The following is a 19076-nucleotide window of genomic DNA, read 5'->3' on the forward strand; positions in this document are numbered from 1 at the left end:
TTTTTCGTTTTCCCGAAGGGAATTGCCGTGTTAAACCGTTATCCTTTGTGGAAGTACATCATGCTGATCGTCGTGATTCTCGTCGGTCTGTTATATGCGCTTCCCAACCTTTATGGTGAGGATCCGGCCGTTCAGATCACTGGCGCGCGCGGAGTCGCCGCCAGCGAGCAAACACTGGAACAGGTCCGGAGTACCTTACAACAAGAAAAATTGGCGCCAAAATCCGTCGCGCTGGAAGAGGGCGCGATCCTCGCGCGTTTTGATTCCACCGATACGCAGCTACGCGCGCGTGAGGCATTAGTAAGCAAGCTTGGCGATCAATACGTCGTTGCGCTTAACCTCGCACCTGCAACTCCGCGCTGGCTATCGATGGTTGCCGCGGAACCAATGAAACTTGGGCTTGATCTGCGCGGCGGTGTGCACTTCCTGATGGAAGTGGATATGGAAACCGCGCTCAGCAAACTCCAGGAGCAAAATATCGACGGCCTGCGTAGCGATCTGCGCGAAAAAGGTCTTGCCTGGAGCAATGTGCGTAAAGCCAATAATTATGGTGTGACTATCGCATTTCGTGATGCTGATACTCGCGATAAAGCGATTGCTTATCTGCAGCCGCGCCATCGCGATCTGGTGGTAACGAGCCTGGGTGGAAATGCGCTGCGCGCAGTCATGACTGACGATCGTCTGCGGGAAGCGCGTGATTATGCGGTTCAGCAAAACATTAATATCTTACGTAACCGTGTAAACCAGCTTGGCGTGGCCGAACCGCTGGTTCAGCGCCAGGGTGCGGATCGCATCGTTGTGGAACTGCCAGGGATTCAGGATACCGCGCGCGCCAAGGAAATTCTTGGAGCGACGGCGACGCTTGAGTTCCGTTTAGTCAACACCAGCGTCGATCCGTCCGCCGCCGCCGCCGGGCGCGTCCCGGGCGATTCTGAAGTTAAAAATATGCGTGAAGGCCAGCCGGTAGTGCTGTACAAGCGCGTTATTCTAACGGGCGATCATATTACGGACTCGACGTCCAGCCTGGATGAATATAACCAGCCTCAGGTTAATATTTCTCTGGACGGCGCGGGCGGCAATATGATGTCTAACTTCACGAAAGACAACATTGGCAAGCCAATGGCAACGCTATTTGTGGAGTATAAAGACAGCGGTCGTAAAGATGCCAACGGGCGCGCGGTGCTGGTGAAACAGGAAGAGGTTATCAACATCGCGAATATTCAGTCGCGTTTGGGCAATAGCTTCCGAATTACTGGTATCAACAACCCGAATGAGGCTCGTCAGCTATCGCTGCTGCTGCGTGCAGGTGCGCTAATTGCGCCGATTCAAATCGTTGAAGAACGCACGATTGGGCCAACGCTCGGGATGCAGAACATCAAACAGGGGCTGGAAGCCTGCCTGTGGGGTCTAATCGCTTCTATTCTGTTCATGGTTTTCTTCTACAAGAAGTTCGGCCTGATAGCGACGACGGCGCTGATTGCGAACCTGGTGTTAATTGTTGGCATTATGTCACTGTTGCCCGGTGCGACGCTAACCATGCCGGGCATTGCGGGTATCGTACTGACCCTGGCGGTAGCGGTGGACGCTAACGTTTTGATTAATGAACGTATTAAAGAAGAACTGAGCAACGGACGTTCAGTGCAGCAGGCGATTCATGAAGGTTATAGCGGCGCGTTTAGCTCCATTGTGGATGCTAACGTCACGACGCTTATCAAAGTGATTATTCTGTACGCTGTGGGCACCGGGGCGATTAAAGGGTTTGCGATCACGACCGGCATCGGCGTGGCAACCTCAATGTTTACCGCGATAGTTGGTACCCGTGCCATCGTCAACCTGCTGTATGGCGGCAAACGCGTCAACAAGCTGTCTATCTGAGGAGTGCGTTGTGGCACAGGATTATACCGTTGAACAATTGAACCACGGCCGTAAAGTCTGGGACTTTATGCGCTGGGATTACTGGGCCTTTGGCATCTCTGGCCTGCTGCTAATACTGTCGATAATTATTATCGGGGTGCGCGGCTTTAACTGGGGGCTGGATTTCACCGGTGGTACGGTCATCGAAATTTCGCTAGAAAAACCTGCGGATATGGACATGATGCGTGAGTCGCTGGAAAAAGCCGGCTTCGCCGATCCGCTACTGCAGAACTTCGGCAGCAGTCGGGATATTATGGTTCGCATGCCGCCAGCGCAGGGCGGTGAAACCGGCGGGCAAACGTTAGGCACGAAAGTGGTTAACGTTATCAATAGCGCCACCGGCCAGCACGCGGCCGTGAAGCGCATTGAGTTTGTCGGGCCGAGCGTCGGCGCCGATTTGGCGCAAACCGGCAGCATGGCGCTGCTGGTCGCGCTGATCTGTATTTTGATTTATGTGGGCTTCCGCTTCGAGTGGCGACTGGCTGCGGGCGTAGTTATCGCGCTGGCGCACGACGTGGTAATCACAATGGGCGTGCTGTCACTGTTTCAGATAGAAATCGATCTGACGATTGTGGCCTCACTAATGTCGGTTATTGGCTACTCGCTGAACGACAGTATTGTGGTTTCCGACCGTATTCGTGAAAACTTCCGCAAAATACGGCGCGGCACGCCTTACGAAATCTTCAACGTCTCGCTCACCCAGACGCTGCACCGAACATTGATAACGTCAGGCACTACGCTGGTAGTTATTCTGATGCTCTATCTGTTTGGTGGTGCGATGCTTAAAGGTTTCTCGCTGACCATGCTTATCGGGGTATCCATTGGTACTGCCTCGTCTATCTATGTTGCCTCTGCGCTGGCGCTGAAGCTTGGGATGAAGCGTGAACACTTAATCCAGCAGAAGGTTGAGAAAGAAGGGGCGGATCAGCCGTCAATTTTGCCGTAACCTATTTGTGATTGTGAAAATGCTCAGTTTTATGGTGTTGAATCATAAAGCTGGGCCGCTTAGGTTAAGCTACTCTCAGGGCCTGGGATTGATAACGTTATCGATCCCAGGCCTTTTAGTTTTCCGCCAGGCTTCCGTTATTGAACAAATTTCGCCTTCCTCAGCCCGCTGTTGGTTCTGTCCTGGCTCAGATAAACATACGCCGGTGAGGATGTCCGCAATTAGCGCGTTCTAAACGCTATTTCCCGGATGACATACTTTGCCTCAACCCCTGCGCCTGTAACTTTGCCTGAAAATCCGTCAAATTCGATACTGATTGCCTTGAGAACGCCGCAGCATTAGCGATGCTAATATTTTATAATCGGGAGTTTGGATGGTTTTTTCGTTTTACTAGCGGAATATGGTGCTGCTAATACATAAGAATAACTGTGTCGCTAAGCATGTAATCAGGGGCCTTTTTGGCCCCTGATTACATAATGCATTGGAAATTTAATGGCGCACTAATGATTATTAAAAATTATAACCGGCAACCAGATAATATCCCCAGCCGGTGGATTTCACGTTGAAATCGCCTTTTCCAAAGTTAAGGCCTGCGCCATTTTCCCACTGGCCGCCATTATGGAAATAACGTGCGACGATGGAGTAATGCCAGTGGCTGTAATTCAGGGCCAGGATGTGGCTGGAAGCAATAGAGTTATTGGTGCGGTACGCTTCATCGCCCAGGTCGGAATCCCAGTCAAAGTTGGTAAAGCCGATGTAGCTGAGTTTTCCGCCCCATAAATCGGTTATCGGTACAAAGTACTTTATTTTAAAGCGATATCCGTCCCAGCTATCTTCGTTAGCGGCGCCATAGTTTTCCCACTGATATTTCGCATATACGTTTAGTGATAGCCCCATTGGCAAGCCGGTATCAATATCGGTACCTAACCCCATATACCATGTATTTTGGCGATTAGCGCTGTTGCGTCCCATGTCATAAACATAGTTATTAGCAAAGTACCACTCTTTGAACGGGCCAAATCCTAAATCCAGCCCGGTTAATTTATCGATTGAAAAGCGCGGTTCGATTTCCATGAAAAGCGGCGAGCCGTGATTCCAGATCCCGCGCGCGTTACTGTCGCCGCCAAAAAAGCGCGGGGCATCAATATAACCATAAAAATCAAACCAGTCTTTTTTAGCAAACGCTTCATATTCCAGATAAGTATCGTTGCGTAATTGCGGCCCAAAGCGGGTATGGTAACTGCCGACGACATTGACGCTCTGGTGCCACCAGTCAGAAACGAACTCACCGGAATTATCTGCAGCTTTAACGGTGAAAGAGCCGATAAAAGTAAGGGCGGCGCCTGCCGCTAACATCATTTTTTTCATGTAATTGCCACTGTGATTGCTGAATGGCCGCAATGGCCACCCCTGAATGTATGCGCTGCCTGATTAAACTTAAACAGGCGAGCGGGCTATTATAAAAATCATTTCTCACAAAAATATGTGTTTCTTCACATTTATCTTTCTCTGGTAATCGATTGCGGTCGCGTTTCAGGGTTTATTCTGTCGGCGTTTTGGGGGGGGGATTGTCTGAATAAACGAATAAATTTCTTTATATTCCATGGAGCAGGTGGTTTCATTCTGCGTGGCGTGGCGTGGCGTGGCGTGGCGTGGCGTGGCGTGGCGTGGCGTGGCGTGGCGTGGCGTGGCGTGGCGTGGCGTGGCGTGAGCAGATGACGACGCGTTTCATCGCCGTCACTCAGGCGCTGATCGGGCTTAACAGGCAGGGGCGCGTTGCATTGGCGACCCTGCCTTATTAGCTACGCGACCATCAACATTAATGCTTGCCAAACGGGGACCTGGCCGCAGGTTTAAAGTCAGGATCGGTCGGTACAATATCGTGTATTCGCACAAACCCGAGCTGCGCTGGCGCGATATCCGGCATGTCCAGTTGAATGACAATATCGCTCGGTACCAGAACGCTGGCCGCTTCACTTATCGTTCGGGTATGCGTATTGACTTCCCGATAATCCTCGATCGTACCCTGAATTTCTCCCCAAACGATCTCGCCAGAAAAAGCGGGCAGTGGCCTGATGCTGTCACCTGTAATAGTGAGCGTGGCCTTTGTGCCAGTGCCATAGGCGATAATATTATCCAGCCTGAGCGTTAAATCGCCAATTTGGCTCTCTAATTGCGCCGGTGCTTTGGCGGCGGGAAGTAAATAGACGCCCTGTTTCGATTGTGCATTTAACGTATTTTGCTGAGTGAGTTTCACCGTTTGCTGATTTAAACGGTTCATTTTCTGCGCCAGAGCGCTGACCTCTTCTTTGGTTTCCTGAACCTGCGTGCGCGGAGCGCTACAGGCGGTTAATGTCAGCAGCCCGCTTGCGAGAATAAGTTTGATGCCCGGAGTTTTTAGCATAAAAGATTCCTTATGTTCAGTCAGTTAACGCAGCGTAGGCGATGCCCGTGGGAAAGCATAGTGTTTTACTCTCAAAGTACATGCCGTTTTGCCGGCCTGCGAGTTCGGGGTAAACTACTCCCCATTTTCTCTTATTTCAGGTAGCCGTATGCACTGCCCATTCTGTTTCGCCGTGGACACCAAAGTGATTGACTCTCGCCTGGTCGGGGAAGGCGCCTCGGTACGCCGCCGCCGCCAGTGCCTGGTTTGCCATGAACGCTTCACGACATTTGAAGTAGCTGAGCTGGTCATGCCGCGGGTGATTAAAAGTAATGATATTCGCGAACCGTTCAATGAAGATAAGCTGCGTAGCGGAATGCTAAAAGCGCTGGAAAAACGGCCAGTGAGCGCTGACGATGTCGAAATGGCAATCAACCATATTAAATCGCAGCTAAGAGGTACCGGCGAGCGCGAATTGCCCAGTAAACAGATTGGTAGTCTGGTGATGGAGCAGCTCAAAAAGCTCGATAAAGTAGCCTATATCCGTTTTGCTTCTGTCTACCGTAGTTTTGAAGATATCCGTGAGTTCGGTGAAGAAATCGCCCGTCTACAGGATTAATAGTAATGCAGGATGAAATTTATATGGCACGCGCGCTTTCTCTTGCGCGGCGCGGTCGTTTTACTACCACACCTAACCCCAATGTCGGGTGCGTAATCGTTCGCGAAGGGAAGATTGTGGGAGAGGGGTTTCACTATCGGGCGGGGGAGCCGCATGCGGAAGTGCACGCGCTGCGTATGGCTGGCGATAAAGCTCGCGGCGCGACGGTATATGTGACGCTGGAGCCGTGTAGTCACCATGGCCGCACGCCGCCCTGCTGTGACGCACTTATCGCCGCAGGCGTGGCGCGCGTAGTGGCTGCAATGCAGGATCCTAATCCTCAAGTTGCCGGACGCGGTTTGCGACGCCTGAGCGATGCCGGTATTGCCGTAAGCCACGGCCTTATGATGGCCGAGGCGGAAGTGCTTAATCGCGGTTTTTTAAAGCGCATGCGCACAGGCTTTCCGTGGGTGCAGTTAAAGCTTGGTGCTTCGCTGGATGGGCGCACGGCGATGGCTGACGGGGAAAGCCAGTGGATTACCTCGGTACAGGCGCGGCGCGATGTGCAGCGTTTCCGTGCGCAAAGCTCAGCCATACTGACCGGCAGCGGTACGGTGCTGGCAGACGATCCTTCTTTAACCGTGCGATGGGACGAGCTCGATGCGCAAACTCAGGCGCTATATCCGCGCTCAGCGCTACGCCAGCCGGTGAGGGTGGTGGTGGACGGCGCTAACAGAATAACGTCTCGCCATCGTCTGGTGCAATTACCGGGAGAAACCTGGCTTGCCCGGATACAGCCTGATGCAGAATCGTGGCCCACGGGCGTTTCGCAGATAGCGATCCCTGAGCATAACGATCGTCCGGACCTGGTTGCCCTGATGATGATTCTGGGTAAAAAACAGATTAATAGCGTCTGGGTAGAGGCGGGGGCCACGCTCGCGGGTGCGCTGCTGCAGGCAGGCCTGGTGGACGAAATTATCGTGTACCTGGCGCCCAAGCTGTTAGGAAATGCTGCGAGAGGTTTGTGCACATTGCCTGGTCTAACCAGGCTGGCGGATGCGCCTAAACTGGTCTTTAGCCAGGTTGCCGCAGTTGGGCCAGATCTTCGCCTCACGCTGACGCCCGCATAGGATATTCACCCGGCCCCAAAACCGTAAGCAGTATGTGAAAGAGTATGATAGAATCCGCCCCCCTGCGGGGCCTGTAAATATGTTAAAGGATAAGTATGAATATTATCGAAGCTAATGTAGCCGCCCCGGGCGCGCGCGTTGCAATTACTATCGCGCGTTTCAACAATTTCATAAATGACAGCCTGCTGGATGGCGCTATTGATGCGCTAAAGCGTGTTGGTCAGGTCAGTGAAGAAAATATTACCGTGGTCTGGGTTCCCGGTGCGTATGAGCTACCGCTGGCCGCACAGGCGCTGGCGAAAACCGGCAAATACGATGCGATTATTGCGTTGGGAACAGTGATTCGCGGCGGTACCGCGCACTTTGAATATGTCGCGGGGGGTGCCAGTAATGGTTTAGCCCAGGTTGCACAGGCATGTGACATTCCGGTCTCTTTTGGCGTACTCACCACGGAAAGCATTGAGCAGGCGATTGAGCGCGCGGGTACTAAAGCTGGCAATAAAGGCGCTGAAGCTGCGCTGACCGCACTTGAAATGATTAATGTACTAAAGGCGATTAAAGCCTGAATTTTGTAAGGGGAATTCCGTGAAACCTGCTGCTCGTCGTCGTGCCCGTGAGTGTGCCGTCCAGGCGCTCTACTCCTGGCAGTTATCTCAGAACGACATTGCCGATGTTGAATATCAGTTCCTGGCGGACCAGGATGTTAAAGACGTCGACATAACGTATTTCCGTGAACTGCTCACCGGGGTAGCGACCAACAGCGCATACCTTGACGGGTTGATGAAACCGTATTTGTCGCGTCAGCTTGACGAACTTGGGCAGGTGGAGAAAGCGGTGCTGCGCGTGGCGCTGTACGAACTGGCGAAACGTGACGATGTGCCTTATAAAGTGGCCATCAATGAAGGTATCGAACTGGCGAAAACCTTTGGCGCCGAAGACAGTCATAAATTTGTCAACGGCGTACTCGATAAAGCCGCGCCGCATATACGTCCCCGCAAAAAATAACTTCGAGGCCGGTTTACCGGCCTTAATTTTGAGTCCGACTGAGGCTAACTGCTTTGGCAAGCGATGAATTTTCTGTTATAGCCCGCTATTTTGACCGCGTACGCCGCGTCCGGCGTGATGTTGAAACCGGTATCGGTGATGACTGCGCGTTATTGAATGTGCCCGAGAAGCAAACGCTGGCTATTAGCCAGGATACGCTGGTCTGTGGAATACATTTTCTGGCCGATATCGCGCCCGGCGATCTGGCGTATAAAGCGCTGGCGGTTAACCTGAGCGATTTGGCGGCCATGGGCGCCACACCCGCCTGGGCAACCCTGGCGCTGACGCTGCCAGAAGTCAACGAAGACTGGCTGGCGGCCTTCAGCGATAGCCTGTTTGAGCAGCTCGATTATTATGAAATGCAGCTTATTGGCGGAGATACCACGCGCGGGCCGTTGGCGATGACGCTTGGCATTCATGGTTTATTGCCGCAGGGGCGAGCGTTAAAGCGCAGCGGTGCCTGCGCGGGCGACTGGATATTCGTTACTGGCACCCCCGGCGACAGCGCTGCGGGCCTGGCCGTATTATTGGGGCAATTTGCGCCGTCGGATGATAAGCACACTGATTATTTATTGCAGCGCCATTTGCGGCCTGTACCAAGAATTTTACAAGGCCAGGCGCTGCGCGGATTAGCCAGTAGCGCCATTGACCTGTCCGATGGACTGGTCGCTGATTTAGGACATATCCTTAAAGCTAGCGGCTGCGGCGCCCGTATTATGCTCGATGCTTTACCTTACTCGGCGGCGCTGGCGCAAAGCGCGACGCCCGAACAGGCCCAGCGTTGGGCGCTTTCCGGTGGTGAAGACTATGAGCTTTGCTTCACCGTACCAGAGCGTAATCGCGGTGCGCTGGAAGTGGCGCTGGGCTATCTGGGAACGCCGTTCACCTGTATCGGACAAACCACCGCGGCGGCGGAAGGCATTCAGTATTTGCAAAATGGCCAGCCGGTGACGCTGGCATGGAAGGGTTATGACCACTTTGCACAGCAGTAAGGCGGAAGCGAAGCGCCGCCTGAATTTACGAAATCCGTGGCATTTACTGGCTACAGGGTTTGGCAGCGGGCTTAGTCCGGTGGTGCCAGGCACCATGGGATCGCTGGCGGCGATCCCTTTCTGGTGTCTGCTTATTTTACTGCCCTGGCAGCTCTATTCTTTGGTGGTGATGCTGGGGATTTGCATCGGCGTCTATTTGTGCCATCGCACCGCGCGGGATATGGGCGTGCACGATCACGGCAGTATCGTCTGGGATGAGTTTATCGGAATGTGGATAACGCTGATGGCGCTGCCGATAAATGACTGGCGGTGGGTTGCCGTGGGGTTTGTGATTTTCCGCATCCTGGACATGTGGAAGCCCTGGCCAATCCGCTGGTTCGACAGGAACGTGCAGGGCGGAATGGGCATTATGGTTGATGATATTATCGCCGGCATTATCTCTGCGGGGATCATTTGGCTTATTGGGCATTACTGGCCTATTGGGCTGTTATAGTCCTGAACCTCAATCCTGATTTTATCCGATGAGAAATTTTTTTATTTCCGGCGCGCTTTTAGGTGCGCCGCGTTTTATGGGCTAAAACCGCGCGATATTTAGAGCGCAAGCCGAATCAATAACGCTGAGCGCTTATCGCCGATATGGCTAGCGCGGCAGCCAGCTCAATTCATGATATCTGGATAAGTTACCGCGAAAATAGATAGTCAGCTTTATTAATTTTATAGAGTTAATGCTTTGTTTTGGTGCGCAGCAACGCCAAATAATTATCTGGAGATATTTAATAATAAGTTAAAAATAATTCTAAGATAAATAGAGGCTGCTATTAATAGGATACGAACATTATGTATTCTAGGCGCCATTTTAAATGACGCCCGGAAAAGGAGATAATTGAAAAGCAGGCGTGACTTATAACTTACAAATAACTTATAAATAGTACAGTTCGACAGTCGACTGGCCGTCCAGATGCACCGCTTTAGTCAGATCCAGTTCGGAGCCTTTATTGATGGCGGCCTGAAGCTGGAATGTTCCGCTAAGCGTCGTAAAAGCTAATGGCGTATTATCGCCAGCGGCAGCGCCTACGGAGGCTATATAGTCTGGGCTGAGCCATAAATATACTGGCTTAGACCATGACTTGCCGCCATCAGCAGAGAGAAGGTTTTTTACCGACGTACCGCCATCCACGGTTACGCCACTAAGCAGCATTCGATATGCTCCTATTTTACTTGTGCCGTCCATGCCCAGCCCCTGCAGAGGGGTAGTCTCGGTGACAACGACAGTCAGTATATTTTTACCAATCGGGCGAACCATTGAGTCACTTTTAACATCAATGGTTTTAAGTGAGACTTTTGCCGGTGCATCGCAGGTGATAGTAAAATCGACAGTTTTTCTCGGCAGCACAGTATAGTCATCCAGTACAATATCGCTGGCTTTAATAGTGCCATAATCAATAGTGGACCCACCGGCAATTTCCGGCTTACAGGCGGTGGGAACAATAGTGCCGATGACTTTCACATCGACGCTGTCTGCGGCCGTAGCGGTATTCACAGTCAGCGCTAGCGCCGCTAAAGCGAGTGCTTTCCCTGGTTTATGTTTCATTTCAGATCCCTTGGTGCTTTCTGGTAATAACTAAATTGTGTGAATATCATCTGCCGGATGCTATTTATTTTATAACCGCCGGTTTAGATTGTAGGATGGTACTTAAAGTAAGGTTTTGGGTAAATATGGATATTTACTTTTGAGAAAAGTCACCCATTAAATTTATACAATTTCAATATGTAATAAGTTTGATTTTGTTCATCTAATTTTCTTTTTTTAAAAAAATATATAGGGCAATGGCCAGAATATCGTGTTTGATCTTTTATTTTTAATAAGATTATAGGGTGGGAAATATTTTTGGTAAGAGTGAATTGTTGGTTTGGTTAATCTTTTTTATTTCTGTGATTGGTTATTTCACCCATGCTTATAAAGAATAGAGTCCTGATTGCGCTATTGATGAATTTTCTGTGCAATTAAACGTTTTTCAGATGGAGAACCGTGGTTGTGGTGATTTTTTTAAAGGTGTCGGTTGAAGTTTCACCCATAAAAATTAACTTAATCAATAAGCGTTAATTATAAATAGTACGGTTCGAGAGGGGGGGGCGCCCGGATGTTCAGCTTTAGTCAAGCCTAACCCAGCGCCTTTATTGATTGTGGACCGTCATTGGAATGTTGCATTCATAGTGGTGAACGCTATAGGTTACTGTCACCTTCACTCGATGCAAAAGAGGTTAACTATCCAGACCACGGCCGGGTATACCTTTTAAATCCCGTGATGTTGCCACTGTTTGGCAATATCACCGTGTTATGCAAGTTCCCGCTTCAATGGTAAGATATTTAAACGCTATTAAATATTGCACCTCTTTTCTTATCCCCATCCATACCCGGCCCGTTAACAGGCTTTGTATCGTCGATATCAATGGTAAGCACGGTTTTACCTGCCGGGCGAGCCAGTGAGTCGCTTTTGGTATCGATAGCGTTGAACGCGACTCTGGGGCAGGAGCGCCACGGGTCATAGCAAAACTAATCGTTTGTGCGGGTAAAACAGTAAAATCGCCTTTCAAAATATCGGCGGCTTTAATAGTGCCATAGTCGACAACTGCCCACCAATCTCAGGCGTATAGAAGAGTACCGATATTTTTACCTCCGCGCTTTCTGCCGCGCTGGCGGTGCGCGCGGCCCGTGCAAAAGCCGCCGGGACTTTCCCTAATTTATCCTTCATATCCTAAACCTTGACGCTGTCTGGTGATTAGAAACTGTATAAATCCTTCCACGATAAGGCGGTTATTTTTAGGTCTGTTGGTTCCGGTTGTATGATGGTGCGAAAGGGGCAAATACGAGCTTTAACTTTAGGGAAAAGCCATCTCAACGCCGGGCAGAAGGAGATTTTACCCAGCCAGACAAATGATAAATCTGTGTGAAACTAACTGCGCATGCCGTGAAGGTGCCGGCAGCAAATATGGCAATGCATGGCGTGCGCATCCCAGGCGAGAAAGGGCCGGCGGCAGCGCGCGCAGTGCCGCTGATGTAAGGGAATATATTGCTGTCGGGCAGGGGCAACCTCTGCGGTTACCGTTATGGCGTTATGCAGGCAGCTGGCGACACAGGCTTTGCAGCCGGTACATTTTGCATCGTCAATCATCCAGCCTCCTTCATTAAATATCAGAGCGCCCTCCGGGCAGGCGCGTCCGCAGGCGCCGCAAAGCTGGCAATTTTGCGGTGAAATCGCCAGTGCATATTCCCGATAGCGGGAAAAATAACGGCGATGTAGCCGCTTACCCGGCGTTACGCTCGCCTGAAGCGCATCATTGTGTTGAGGCAAATGCAGTAACCGGCGAAGCCCGGCGTTTTGTTCCGGCGCAGCGGGAGGAAGCGCCTGCCAGACAGGCTCATTGACTGCCTGCAAATAAAGATTCAGACGGGCGATCGCCAGCGCCCAGCCCGGAGCAGCGGTAACATTCAGCTCGACGGCCCGAATATGATATTCCGCGTGCCATGACTTCAGCTCTTCAACGTCCGGCGCAGGATACGTAAGCGGCGCGCACAGCACGCCTGAGCGATACCCGCGTCGCGGTGGCCGTATGCCGGTAATTGCGTTGACAGGGCAGACGAACAGGCAGGCTCCACAGTCGGTGCACTGTGGCTGGTTGAGGGTTATTTCTGCTTTATTGATTGTGATAGCCCGCGTCGCGCAGGCCTCTGCACAGGCGCGACAGGTGGAAAAACGAAAGCGCTGGCGCAAGCACCCCGCCGTCGCGGCGGGGCTGTCAGAAAGGAATACCATTACTGAATGCTAAAAAAGGTGAAGCGCTGGAGAATTTCAGCCACCGCGATCAACACGCAGCCGGATAACAGCAGCGGTGATTTTCCGCGCCGGGCCGCCAGCGTGAACAGCAGGACGCCGACCGCTGAACTAATCCATGCGCTCAGGCGCATACCAGAGAGCAGGCGAAATGCCGTCAGCGGATAGTGTGGGAACGTCACCGCTTCACTGCGCGCGGCGTCTGAAAGCCAGCTTATATAATCCGGCTGAACGAGGAGACGAAGCGCCAGTGCGGCAATAGCGATACCGGCGAGAACCCTGAGTGCGCGAGGCGATAAAGGTAAAATCCATGCGGAAAATACCGCCCCCAGCAGCGCGGCGGACCCGTAAAACATGAACAGCGTATTAATATGGCGCCAGGTAACGACAGTGGCGTGCATATAAATCGCGCTCATACAAAGCAGATCGACAAGCCCACAAAGCGCCGCAGCGAACAGTAATACGCGAGGCGGCGTGCGGCGCAGCAGCGCGCACAGCAGTGCGATACCTGACAGCCCAAGATACAGAGCGGCAAAGACGATTTCCCGGCTAAGCCATGAGCTGGCAAAATGGCGCAATGCATTAAACGCGTTCAGCGGATACCCCATATGCAGGGTAGACGCCAGTAACCCAAGCCCGGCGCTGAAACAAATAAAAAGCACTGCCAGCGTGCGTTGGGTGGGGGCCAGCGACTTTGGCGAGAAGCAGGCGAATACGCACATCACGCCCACTGATGCCTGTACCAGCAGAGTAAACAGAATTAACGGTAACTCATGCATGAGGCGTCTCCTCTTTTTCACTGCCGCGGTGTGGTTTTATAACAAGGTTAGGACGCGTCAAAGAAGAGTCCGGCAATCCTTTCACGTCGCAGAGATGCCCATATTTAGCGCGCAGTTCTTCTATTGGTCCGAAATCAATGGCACCCAGCGGGCAGGTATCGACGCATACGGGGCGGCCTCCGGCGGCCTGCAAATCGACGCAAAAATCGCACTTAGACATCTGCCCGGTCTGGGTATTCATTTGCGGTGCACCGTAAGGGCAGGACCAGGCACAGTAGCCGCAGCCCACGCATTTATCGGTATCGACGCGGACAATGCCATCGCCCGGGCGTTTATGCATTGCGGTCGTCGGGCAATTTTTCGTGCACACCGGGTCAGCGCAGTGATTGCACGAAATAGAAAGGGTGTAGGCGAAAACGTTATTCTGCACGCCGCCCTGGCCGGTCGCGATAAACCCGCCGCCGGCTACCTCATAAACCCGGCGAAAGCGGCGGCCCGGCTCCAGATTATTTTTATCTTTACAGCCCACCTGGCAGGCTTTGCACCCTGAACAGCGCGAAGTGTCGATGAAAAACCCGAGCTGCTGCTCGCTCACCGGCGGGTAGTGCTTAAATGACGTCATATTGAGTGACCTCCACGAGCATAGTTTGGTGAGAATTCCCTTTCGCCAGCGGCGTAATGCGCGCCGAACTGAGCACATTGGCGCAACCGCCGTGGTCCACGCCCTGTGCGCGTCGGGCTGCCACCAGGCACCGGCCTGCATAGCGACCACGCCCGGGATGATGCGCGGCGTTATATGCGCCGGCACCAGTGTGACGCCGCGGTCATTATGAATCCGGACGGTATCGCCGTGCTTAATGCCGCGCCGCTGCGCGTCCTGCGGGTTAATCCACAGCGCCTGCTGTTGAACCTCCTGCAGCCAGGGATTAGCATATTGCGTTGAATTAGCACGGTTTTTCCCTTTCCAGGTGATCAGCTGTAGCGGATATTTTTTCGCCAGGCTATCTTCCGGCCCTTCATGCGCAGGGACATAGTGTGAGAGCGCCGGAATTTCCGGGTGCTGCATGTCATACAGACGTTTTGAGAAAATTTCGATTTTACCGGAAGGCGTCTGGAACGGATGATTTTGCGGATCGCGGATATTCTCTTCAAAAGCGACGTAAGGCGGGCTTTTAAACAGATGACGACGCTGGGTTTGCAGACCGGCGAAATCGGGCAAATTTTCGTCAGGCATTGCCAGCCGCGTTTGTTCCCAAATATGCGCAATCCAGGCTTTTTCGTCACGACCCTGGCTGAAATCCTGTTCAATTCCAAGCTTAGCAGCGACTTCCCGCAGCCAGTCGTAGTCAGAGCGGCGCTCGAATTGCGGCTCAATGACTTTTTCCGAGAGCAGGAGATAGTTGCCCGTGCCCCAGGTTTCACCGATATTCCAGCGCTCCATAAAACTGGTTTCTGGTAACAGAATATCGGCGTATTTCGCGCTGGGCGTCATATACAGATCGCTAACTACGATAAATTCAATTTTAGCGTCGTCTTCCAGCACCCGGGCCGCATGGTTGATATCCGGGTTTTGGTTAGACAAATAGTTACCCGCCAGGCAAAAGAGCATGCGGATATTGCTATCCAGCTTATCAACCCCTTTTAGTCCCATTTCCGGTGTGACTTTGCTGGCATCATCGGCGGCCTGTACCCAATTCATAATGGAAATTTTGGCGGATACCGGGTTATCCGGCATCTCCGGGCCAGCGGCGAATTTACGGTTGCCGCAGCCGCCATAGCCGGCGGCCCAGCCACCCATGCGGCCTACATTGCCGGTAATTGTCGCCAGCAGTGTGGAACCGCGTGCGGTACGTTCGCCGCAGTTGTGGCGCTGCGGTCCCCAGCCCTGAATCAGCGCGGCGGGTTTAGCTGTAGCGTAATCCCGGGCGAGCTGGCGGATGGTCTGTGCGGGAACGTGCGTGATGCGCTCCGCCCATTCGGGCGTTTTCACTACGCCATCTTTATGGCCCATGAGGTAAGCGACCAGCGATTCGCCAGGCGGCACGCCTTCCGGCATGTTCTGTTCATCAAAACCCAGCGTGTAGCGTTCAATAAACGCTTTATCGTGGAGGTTCTCGCTCACAATGACATACATCATTGCGTCCATCAGCGCATTGTCGGTTGAGGGAAGTAATGGGATCCATTCATCGGCGAGAGAGGCGGCGGTATCGGAATAGCGGGGATCAACTACGATAAACCGGGTGCCGTTCTGTTTCATGCGCTGAAAATAGTGATTGGTATGCCCGAAAATCGTTTCCGTTGGGTTATGCCCCCATAAGATAACCAGCGGCGTATTGGCCAGCGTATCCAGCGAACTGCCGCTGGCGGCAACCCCATAGGTATAAGGCGTTGCTGCACCGGTATTCCCCATACTTACGGAGTGGTAGTACTCCAGATAACCGCCCGTGAGATTAAGCAGACGGCGCACCATTTTATCGCCGGTGAAGGTACCGCTGCTGGTGGCAGTATTATTGTGAACATACCGGGAGGCAGGGCCGTACTGACGCGTAATGCGCTGCATATTCTGCGCAATCAGCGTTGTCGCTTCATCCCATGAAATCCGTTCAAATTTCCCCTCGCCGCGTTTACCTACGCGCTTCATCGGGTACTTTAGTCTGTCCGGATGATAGACAAATTTACGGTAGGCCCGCCCGCGCACGCAGGCCCGCATAATGGGCATTTCGGGATCCAGTTCGTTATCCGGGCGCGTGGAAATTCGCGTCACTTCACCATGACGTACATGGGCACGGATATCGCATTTACCACCGCAGTCAAAGGTGCTGCAGGTGGCGACAACGCGTTCATCATCCGCTGTGGCCGCCGATGACACAGAATGCGTCTGGCCCGCGCCTTGCGCTGAACGCAGTGAAAAGAGCGGCGTAGAGAGTGCCAGTGCGGTACTGGCTTTGACAAAGCTCCGTCGCGATATCGCAGACAGTGTTACTCCTTTAGCACTATTGCTTTTTTTCATCAATGGTGATCCCGAGGAAAATAAAGCGGCGATTGTTATGAAAATCGTGAAAGGAGGTATTGATCTCACGCAATGAATACGCGCCAGTTTAGGTAAATCGCAATATTAATTTATTTAAAATGAATGCTATTCGCATCTGAGAATGGGTATATATTGAGTTTAAGAAAACAGTGGTAATCAATAACTACAGCTTATTAGATGAGAGCGTTTTATTTATGCATTGACCGGTAGCAATGTACTCAAAAAGTAGTCGTTGAGTATATGCTGAGAAGATTTTTCTGAATATCATCGCTTGGTTCTAGTTTGCAAATGAAAATAGTGATTTTTAAAATAGGTGTTAATAAAATTAGATTAAATAATATTGATATGAAGAGAATTTAAGCGCCGTTTTCTATTATTCAAATTACTGCTTATGCTATTCACTCAGAATAACAGCGTTAAAGCGGGCTAATTATCAACGCGATGAAAATAATATGTTATTTAAAAGAATTTATCTCTGATTGTGCGGCGTTAAATAGCCCGCTAACCGCAGCCAGGGATAGCACAATACTGAGCGTGCCAGTGATGCCGGACACATTCAGTATTGTGAAACGGCGTTGGGGGTAGGTTACGAGAAACCGACCACGTGATGCGGCGCGTAGGCCATTTCCAGTTCGGCAATTTCTTCAGGTTCCAGCGTGATATCCACGGCTTGAATCAGTTCATCAAGCTGCTCTGTGCGTGAAGTGCCAATAATAGGCGCTGCAATGGCGGGTTTACTGAGCAGCCATGCTAAAGCCGCCTGCGCCCGCGTCGTGCCGCGTGCGGCTGCGACATTAGCTAGCCGCTCGGCGATTTGCGCGTCATTTTCTTCGCTGCTGGCATAGAGCGTTTTCCCAAACTCATCCGAAACGAGGCGCGCTGTTGTTTCACCCCAGGCACGGGTCAGGCGGCCCCGCGCCAGTGGGCTCCAGGGAATAACTGCAATGTTTTCGGCGTAGCATAACGGTAGCATTTCACGCTCTTCTTCGCGCTGGATCAGATTGTATTGATCCTGCATGGTGACGAACCGCGTCCAGCCGTGGTTATCCTGGGTATATAGCGCGCGGGCGAATTGCCAGGCATACATTGACGAAGCGCCGATATAGCGCGCTTTTCCCATCTTTACCACATCGTGCAGGGCTTCCAGAGTTTCTTCCAGAGGCGTATTCGGATCCCAGCGGTGGATTTGAAGCAGATCTACATAATCCATGTTCAGACGGCTCAGGCTGTCGTCAATAGACTGCATAATTTGGGCGCGGGAAAGCCCCTGTTTTAGTGAGCCTGCCGCGTGAAACACTTTCGTTGCCACCACCACATCTTCCCGGCGGGAAAAATCACGCAGCGCACGCCCCAGTATCTCTTCGCTGCTGCCGTCAGAATAACTGTTTGCGGTATCAAAAAAATTAATTCCGCCGTCCAGCGCGCGTTTGATAATGACCCGGCTACTTTCCTCGGGCAGCGTCCAGGCGTGGTTGCCGCGGCTGGGCTCGCCAAAAGTCATGCAGCCTAAACACAGACGCGAGACGCGCAGGTCGGTTTTTCCTAACGAGAGATAATGCATTCTCTGCTCCTTATTGTGTAGAGATACCGGTAATAAGCATAGCAGGGTGAGATTAAGTTATTGGATTCTGTATCGGGAACAGATAACTGCCCAGGTTGCCCCGGGCCGCTTGTCACAATCAGGAAGCCTGAAGCGCGTTCAATCTTTTACGGATATTATCGAAATAGATCTCATGTTCCCTGGCGCTTTTTGAGGCCTTCAGGTTTTGCTCAGAAATATCGCCTTCCTGATAGTAGGTGATCATTGTCCTTTTAAACGTAGTCATATTGTTTGAATGTTGAAGAAAGTCATAGCGTATTTTGACGGTGAGTGGCTGACCGCCGAAATAGAGAGATGACAACTCCCATACTTTATCCTGCTCATGGCGCGTCACCAACCATACAGCATCGAAAGGAGCCGGGCGCTCATCAGAGTCGATGTGTTCGATTGCCACGCCGCCAACGCCCAGGCTGCGGGTAATTGCCGGGCCATAAATGCCTTTAGTGACCGGGTGTAGCCCCAGCCAGTTCGCAGGGGCAGTTAATAGGTTAAATAATGTAGAAGACGGGCAGTTAAATTCTTCTTTAACTTCGTTAGTTACACTTTTCATTTCTTTGTCCTTAAAGCTGAGGGTAAGTGTCTTTTAATTTCATTTCCTACTGCTTATTAAATACGCTATCACTAACCTGACGGTGCTTTTGTTGAAAAGATGCTCATTGTGAAAGAGGATTTTATTACTGAAAAATAACTCAGAAAAATCAAAACGGAAAAGGGAAAAATAATTAGAAGAGGGCAGTTATATTTGCACTATGAATACAATAAGAGAAATTGGCGAGTAAAAGATATATTACTGAGAAATAATAAAACAGGAAATTTTATAAAGATG

The 19076-nt window shown here is 51.6% G+C and carries 18 protein-coding genes and 1 pseudogene; 9 read left to right on the forward strand and 10 right to left on the reverse strand.

Annotated features, from left to right (window positions below; all coding sequences use genetic code 11):
• Nucleotides 1–27 precede the first annotated feature (27 nt).
• Entirely contained in the window at nt 28–1875 is a 1848-nt protein-coding gene (gene secD, locus SFA31_RS08615; protein WP_322837623.1) for a protein translocase subunit SecD, read from the forward strand.
• Nucleotides 1876–1885: 10 nt separating this feature from the next.
• Entirely contained in the window at nt 1886–2860 is a 975-nt protein-coding gene (gene secF, locus SFA31_RS08620; protein ID WP_322837624.1) for a protein translocase subunit SecF, read from the forward strand.
• Nucleotides 2861–3370: 510 nt separating this feature from the next.
• Here secF and SFA31_RS08625 read toward each other — a convergent pair.
• Nucleotides 3371–4228 carry a nucleoside-specific channel-forming protein Tsx gene (locus SFA31_RS08625; RefSeq protein WP_322837625.1) on the reverse strand — a complete coding sequence of 286 codons (858 nt, stop codon included), beginning with the start codon at nt 4226–4228 and terminating at the stop codon, nt 3371–3373.
• Between the two features lie 269 nt (nt 4229–4497).
• Between SFA31_RS08625 and SFA31_RS08630 the strand changes: the two genes are divergently transcribed.
• The gene (locus SFA31_RS08630; RefSeq protein ID WP_322837626.1) at nt 4498–4662 is read left to right on the forward strand and encodes a hypothetical protein; all 165 of its coding nucleotides are present in this window, start codon (nt 4498–4500) and stop codon (nt 4660–4662) included.
• 17 nt (nt 4663–4679) lie between these two features.
• Here SFA31_RS08630 and SFA31_RS08635 read toward each other — a convergent pair whose 3' ends face one another.
• Nucleotides 4680–5264, reverse strand: coding sequence for a DUF3251 domain-containing protein (locus SFA31_RS08635; RefSeq protein ID WP_322837627.1), 585 nt, complete (start codon nt 5262–5264; stop codon nt 4680–4682).
• A 148-nt stretch (nt 5265–5412) separates the two neighbouring features.
• Here SFA31_RS08635 and nrdR point away from each other — a divergent pair, with 148 nt between their 5' ends.
• From nrdR to pgpA, 6 genes are all read left to right on the forward strand, one after another.
• Nucleotides 5413–5862 carry a transcriptional regulator NrdR gene (gene nrdR, locus SFA31_RS08640; protein WP_322837628.1) on the forward strand — a complete coding sequence of 150 codons (450 nt, stop codon included), beginning with the start codon at nt 5413–5415 and terminating at the stop codon, nt 5860–5862.
• A 5-nt stretch (nt 5863–5867) separates the two neighbouring features.
• The gene (gene ribD / locus SFA31_RS08645) at nt 5868–6971 is read left to right on the forward strand and encodes a bifunctional diaminohydroxyphosphoribosylaminopyrimidine deaminase/5-amino-6-(5-phosphoribosylamino)uracil reductase RibD (protein ID WP_322837629.1); all 1104 of its coding nucleotides are present in this window, start codon (nt 5868–5870) and stop codon (nt 6969–6971) included.
• Nucleotides 6972–7066: 95 nt separating this feature from the next.
• Nucleotides 7067–7537, forward strand: coding sequence for a 6,7-dimethyl-8-ribityllumazine synthase (gene ribE, locus SFA31_RS08650; protein ID WP_322837630.1), 471 nt, complete (start codon nt 7067–7069; stop codon nt 7535–7537).
• 19 nt (nt 7538–7556) lie between these two features.
• Nucleotides 7557–7976, forward strand: a complete 420-nt coding sequence (gene nusB / locus SFA31_RS08655; RefSeq protein ID WP_322837631.1) for a transcription antitermination factor NusB — start codon at nt 7557–7559, stop codon at nt 7974–7976.
• Nucleotides 7977–8029: 53 nt separating this feature from the next.
• Nucleotides 8030–9007: a thiamine-phosphate kinase gene (gene thiL / locus SFA31_RS08660; RefSeq protein ID WP_322837632.1), complete on the forward strand. Its 978-nt coding sequence runs from the start codon at nt 8030–8032 to the stop codon at nt 9005–9007.
• Nucleotides 8985–9500 (forward strand): phosphatidylglycerophosphatase A, encoded by a 516-nt coding sequence (gene pgpA / locus SFA31_RS08665; protein WP_322837633.1) that lies wholly within the window; start codon nt 8985–8987, stop codon nt 9498–9500. The genes thiL and pgpA overlap by 23 nt, the downstream gene beginning before the upstream one ends.
• A 426-nt stretch (nt 9501–9926) precedes the next feature.
• On the opposite strand, the gene SFA31_RS08670 is transcribed toward pgpA, so the two are convergent.
• The 8 genes and pseudogenes from SFA31_RS08670 to SFA31_RS08705 all read right to left on the reverse strand — a co-directional run bounded on the left by SFA31_RS08670 (nt 9927) and on the right by SFA31_RS08705 (nt 18800).
• Nucleotides 9927–10598 (reverse strand): DUF1120 domain-containing protein, encoded by a 672-nt coding sequence (locus tag SFA31_RS08670; RefSeq protein ID WP_322837634.1) that lies wholly within the window; start codon nt 10596–10598, stop codon nt 9927–9929.
• Between the two features lie 1000 nt (nt 10599–11598).
• A complete protein-coding gene (locus tag SFA31_RS08675; protein WP_322837635.1) occupies nt 11599–11760 on the reverse strand; it encodes a hypothetical protein in 162 nt (53 codons plus the stop codon).
• Nucleotides 11761–11961: 201 nt separating this feature from the next.
• A complete protein-coding gene (locus SFA31_RS08680; RefSeq protein WP_322837636.1) occupies nt 11962–12822 on the reverse strand; it encodes a 4Fe-4S dicluster domain-containing protein in 861 nt (286 codons plus the stop codon).
• Nucleotides 12822–13619: a dimethyl sulfoxide reductase anchor subunit family protein gene (locus tag SFA31_RS08685; protein ID WP_322837637.1), complete on the reverse strand. Its 798-nt coding sequence runs from the start codon at nt 13617–13619 to the stop codon at nt 12822–12824. The genes SFA31_RS08680 and SFA31_RS08685 overlap by 1 nt, the downstream gene beginning before the upstream one ends.
• Nucleotides 13612–14319 carry a DMSO/selenate family reductase complex B subunit gene (locus tag SFA31_RS08690; RefSeq protein WP_322837638.1) on the reverse strand — a complete coding sequence of 236 codons (708 nt, stop codon included), beginning with the start codon at nt 14317–14319 and terminating at the stop codon, nt 13612–13614. Before SFA31_RS08690 ends, SFA31_RS08685 begins: the two co-directional genes overlap by 8 nt.
• A pseudogene (locus SFA31_RS08695) lies at nt 14228–16629 on the reverse strand (DMSO/selenate family reductase complex A subunit). Before SFA31_RS08695 ends, SFA31_RS08690 begins: the two are co-directional and overlap by 92 nt.
• A 607-nt stretch (nt 16630–17236) precedes the next feature.
• On the reverse strand, nt 17237–18211 hold the full coding sequence (locus tag SFA31_RS08700) for an aldo/keto reductase (protein ID WP_322837639.1): 975 nt from the start codon (nt 18209–18211) through the stop codon (nt 17237–17239).
• 118 nt (nt 18212–18329) lie between these two features.
• Nucleotides 18330–18800, reverse strand: a complete 471-nt coding sequence (locus tag SFA31_RS08705) for a hypothetical protein (protein WP_322837640.1) — start codon at nt 18798–18800, stop codon at nt 18330–18332.
• Nucleotides 18801–19076: the final 276 nt, after the last annotated feature.

This window comes from Erwinia sp. HR93, assembly GCF_034555055.1.
In the GTDB taxonomy this organism is placed as follows: domain Bacteria; phylum Pseudomonadota; class Gammaproteobacteria; order Enterobacterales; family Enterobacteriaceae; genus Apirhabdus; species Apirhabdus apintestini.

Coding starts and splice junctions, on each gene's coding strand:
- SFA31_RS08680 (WP_322837636.1), bottom strand. CDS start 12,822: ATGGTATTCCTTTCTGACAGCCCCGCCGCGACGGCGGGGTGCTTGCGC.
- SFA31_RS08690 (WP_322837638.1), bottom strand. CDS start 14,319: ATGTGCTCAGTTCGGCGCGCATTACGCCGCTGGCGAAAGGGAATTCTC.
- nrdR (WP_322837628.1), top strand. CDS start 5,413: ATGCACTGCCCATTCTGTTTCGCCGTGGACACCAAAGTGATTGACTCT.
- pgpA (WP_322837633.1), top strand. CDS start 8,985: ATGACCACTTTGCACAGCAGTAAGGCGGAAGCGAAGCGCCGCCTGAAT.
- SFA31_RS08685 (WP_322837637.1), bottom strand. CDS start 13,619: ATGCATGAGTTACCGTTAATTCTGTTTACTCTGCTGGTACAGGCATCA.
- SFA31_RS08700 (WP_322837639.1), bottom strand. CDS start 18,211: ATGCATTATCTCTCGTTAGGAAAAACCGACCTGCGCGTCTCGCGTCTG.
- ribD (WP_322837629.1), top strand. CDS start 5,868: ATGCAGGATGAAATTTATATGGCACGCGCGCTTTCTCTTGCGCGGCGC.
- SFA31_RS08635 (WP_322837627.1), bottom strand. CDS start 5,264: ATGCTAAAAACTCCGGGCATCAAACTTATTCTCGCAAGCGGGCTGCTG.
- SFA31_RS08670 (WP_322837634.1), bottom strand. CDS start 10,598: ATGAAACATAAACCAGGGAAAGCACTCGCTTTAGCGGCGCTAGCGCTG.
- ribE (WP_322837630.1), top strand. CDS start 7,067: ATGAATATTATCGAAGCTAATGTAGCCGCCCCGGGCGCGCGCGTTGCA.
- SFA31_RS08675 (WP_322837635.1), bottom strand. CDS start 11,760: ATGAAGGATAAATTAGGGAAAGTCCCGGCGGCTTTTGCACGGGCCGCG.
- SFA31_RS08625 (WP_322837625.1), bottom strand. CDS start 4,228: ATGAAAAAAATGATGTTAGCGGCAGGCGCCGCCCTTACTTTTATCGGC.
- SFA31_RS08705 (WP_322837640.1), bottom strand. CDS start 18,800: ATGAAAAGTGTAACTAACGAAGTTAAAGAAGAATTTAACTGCCCGTCT.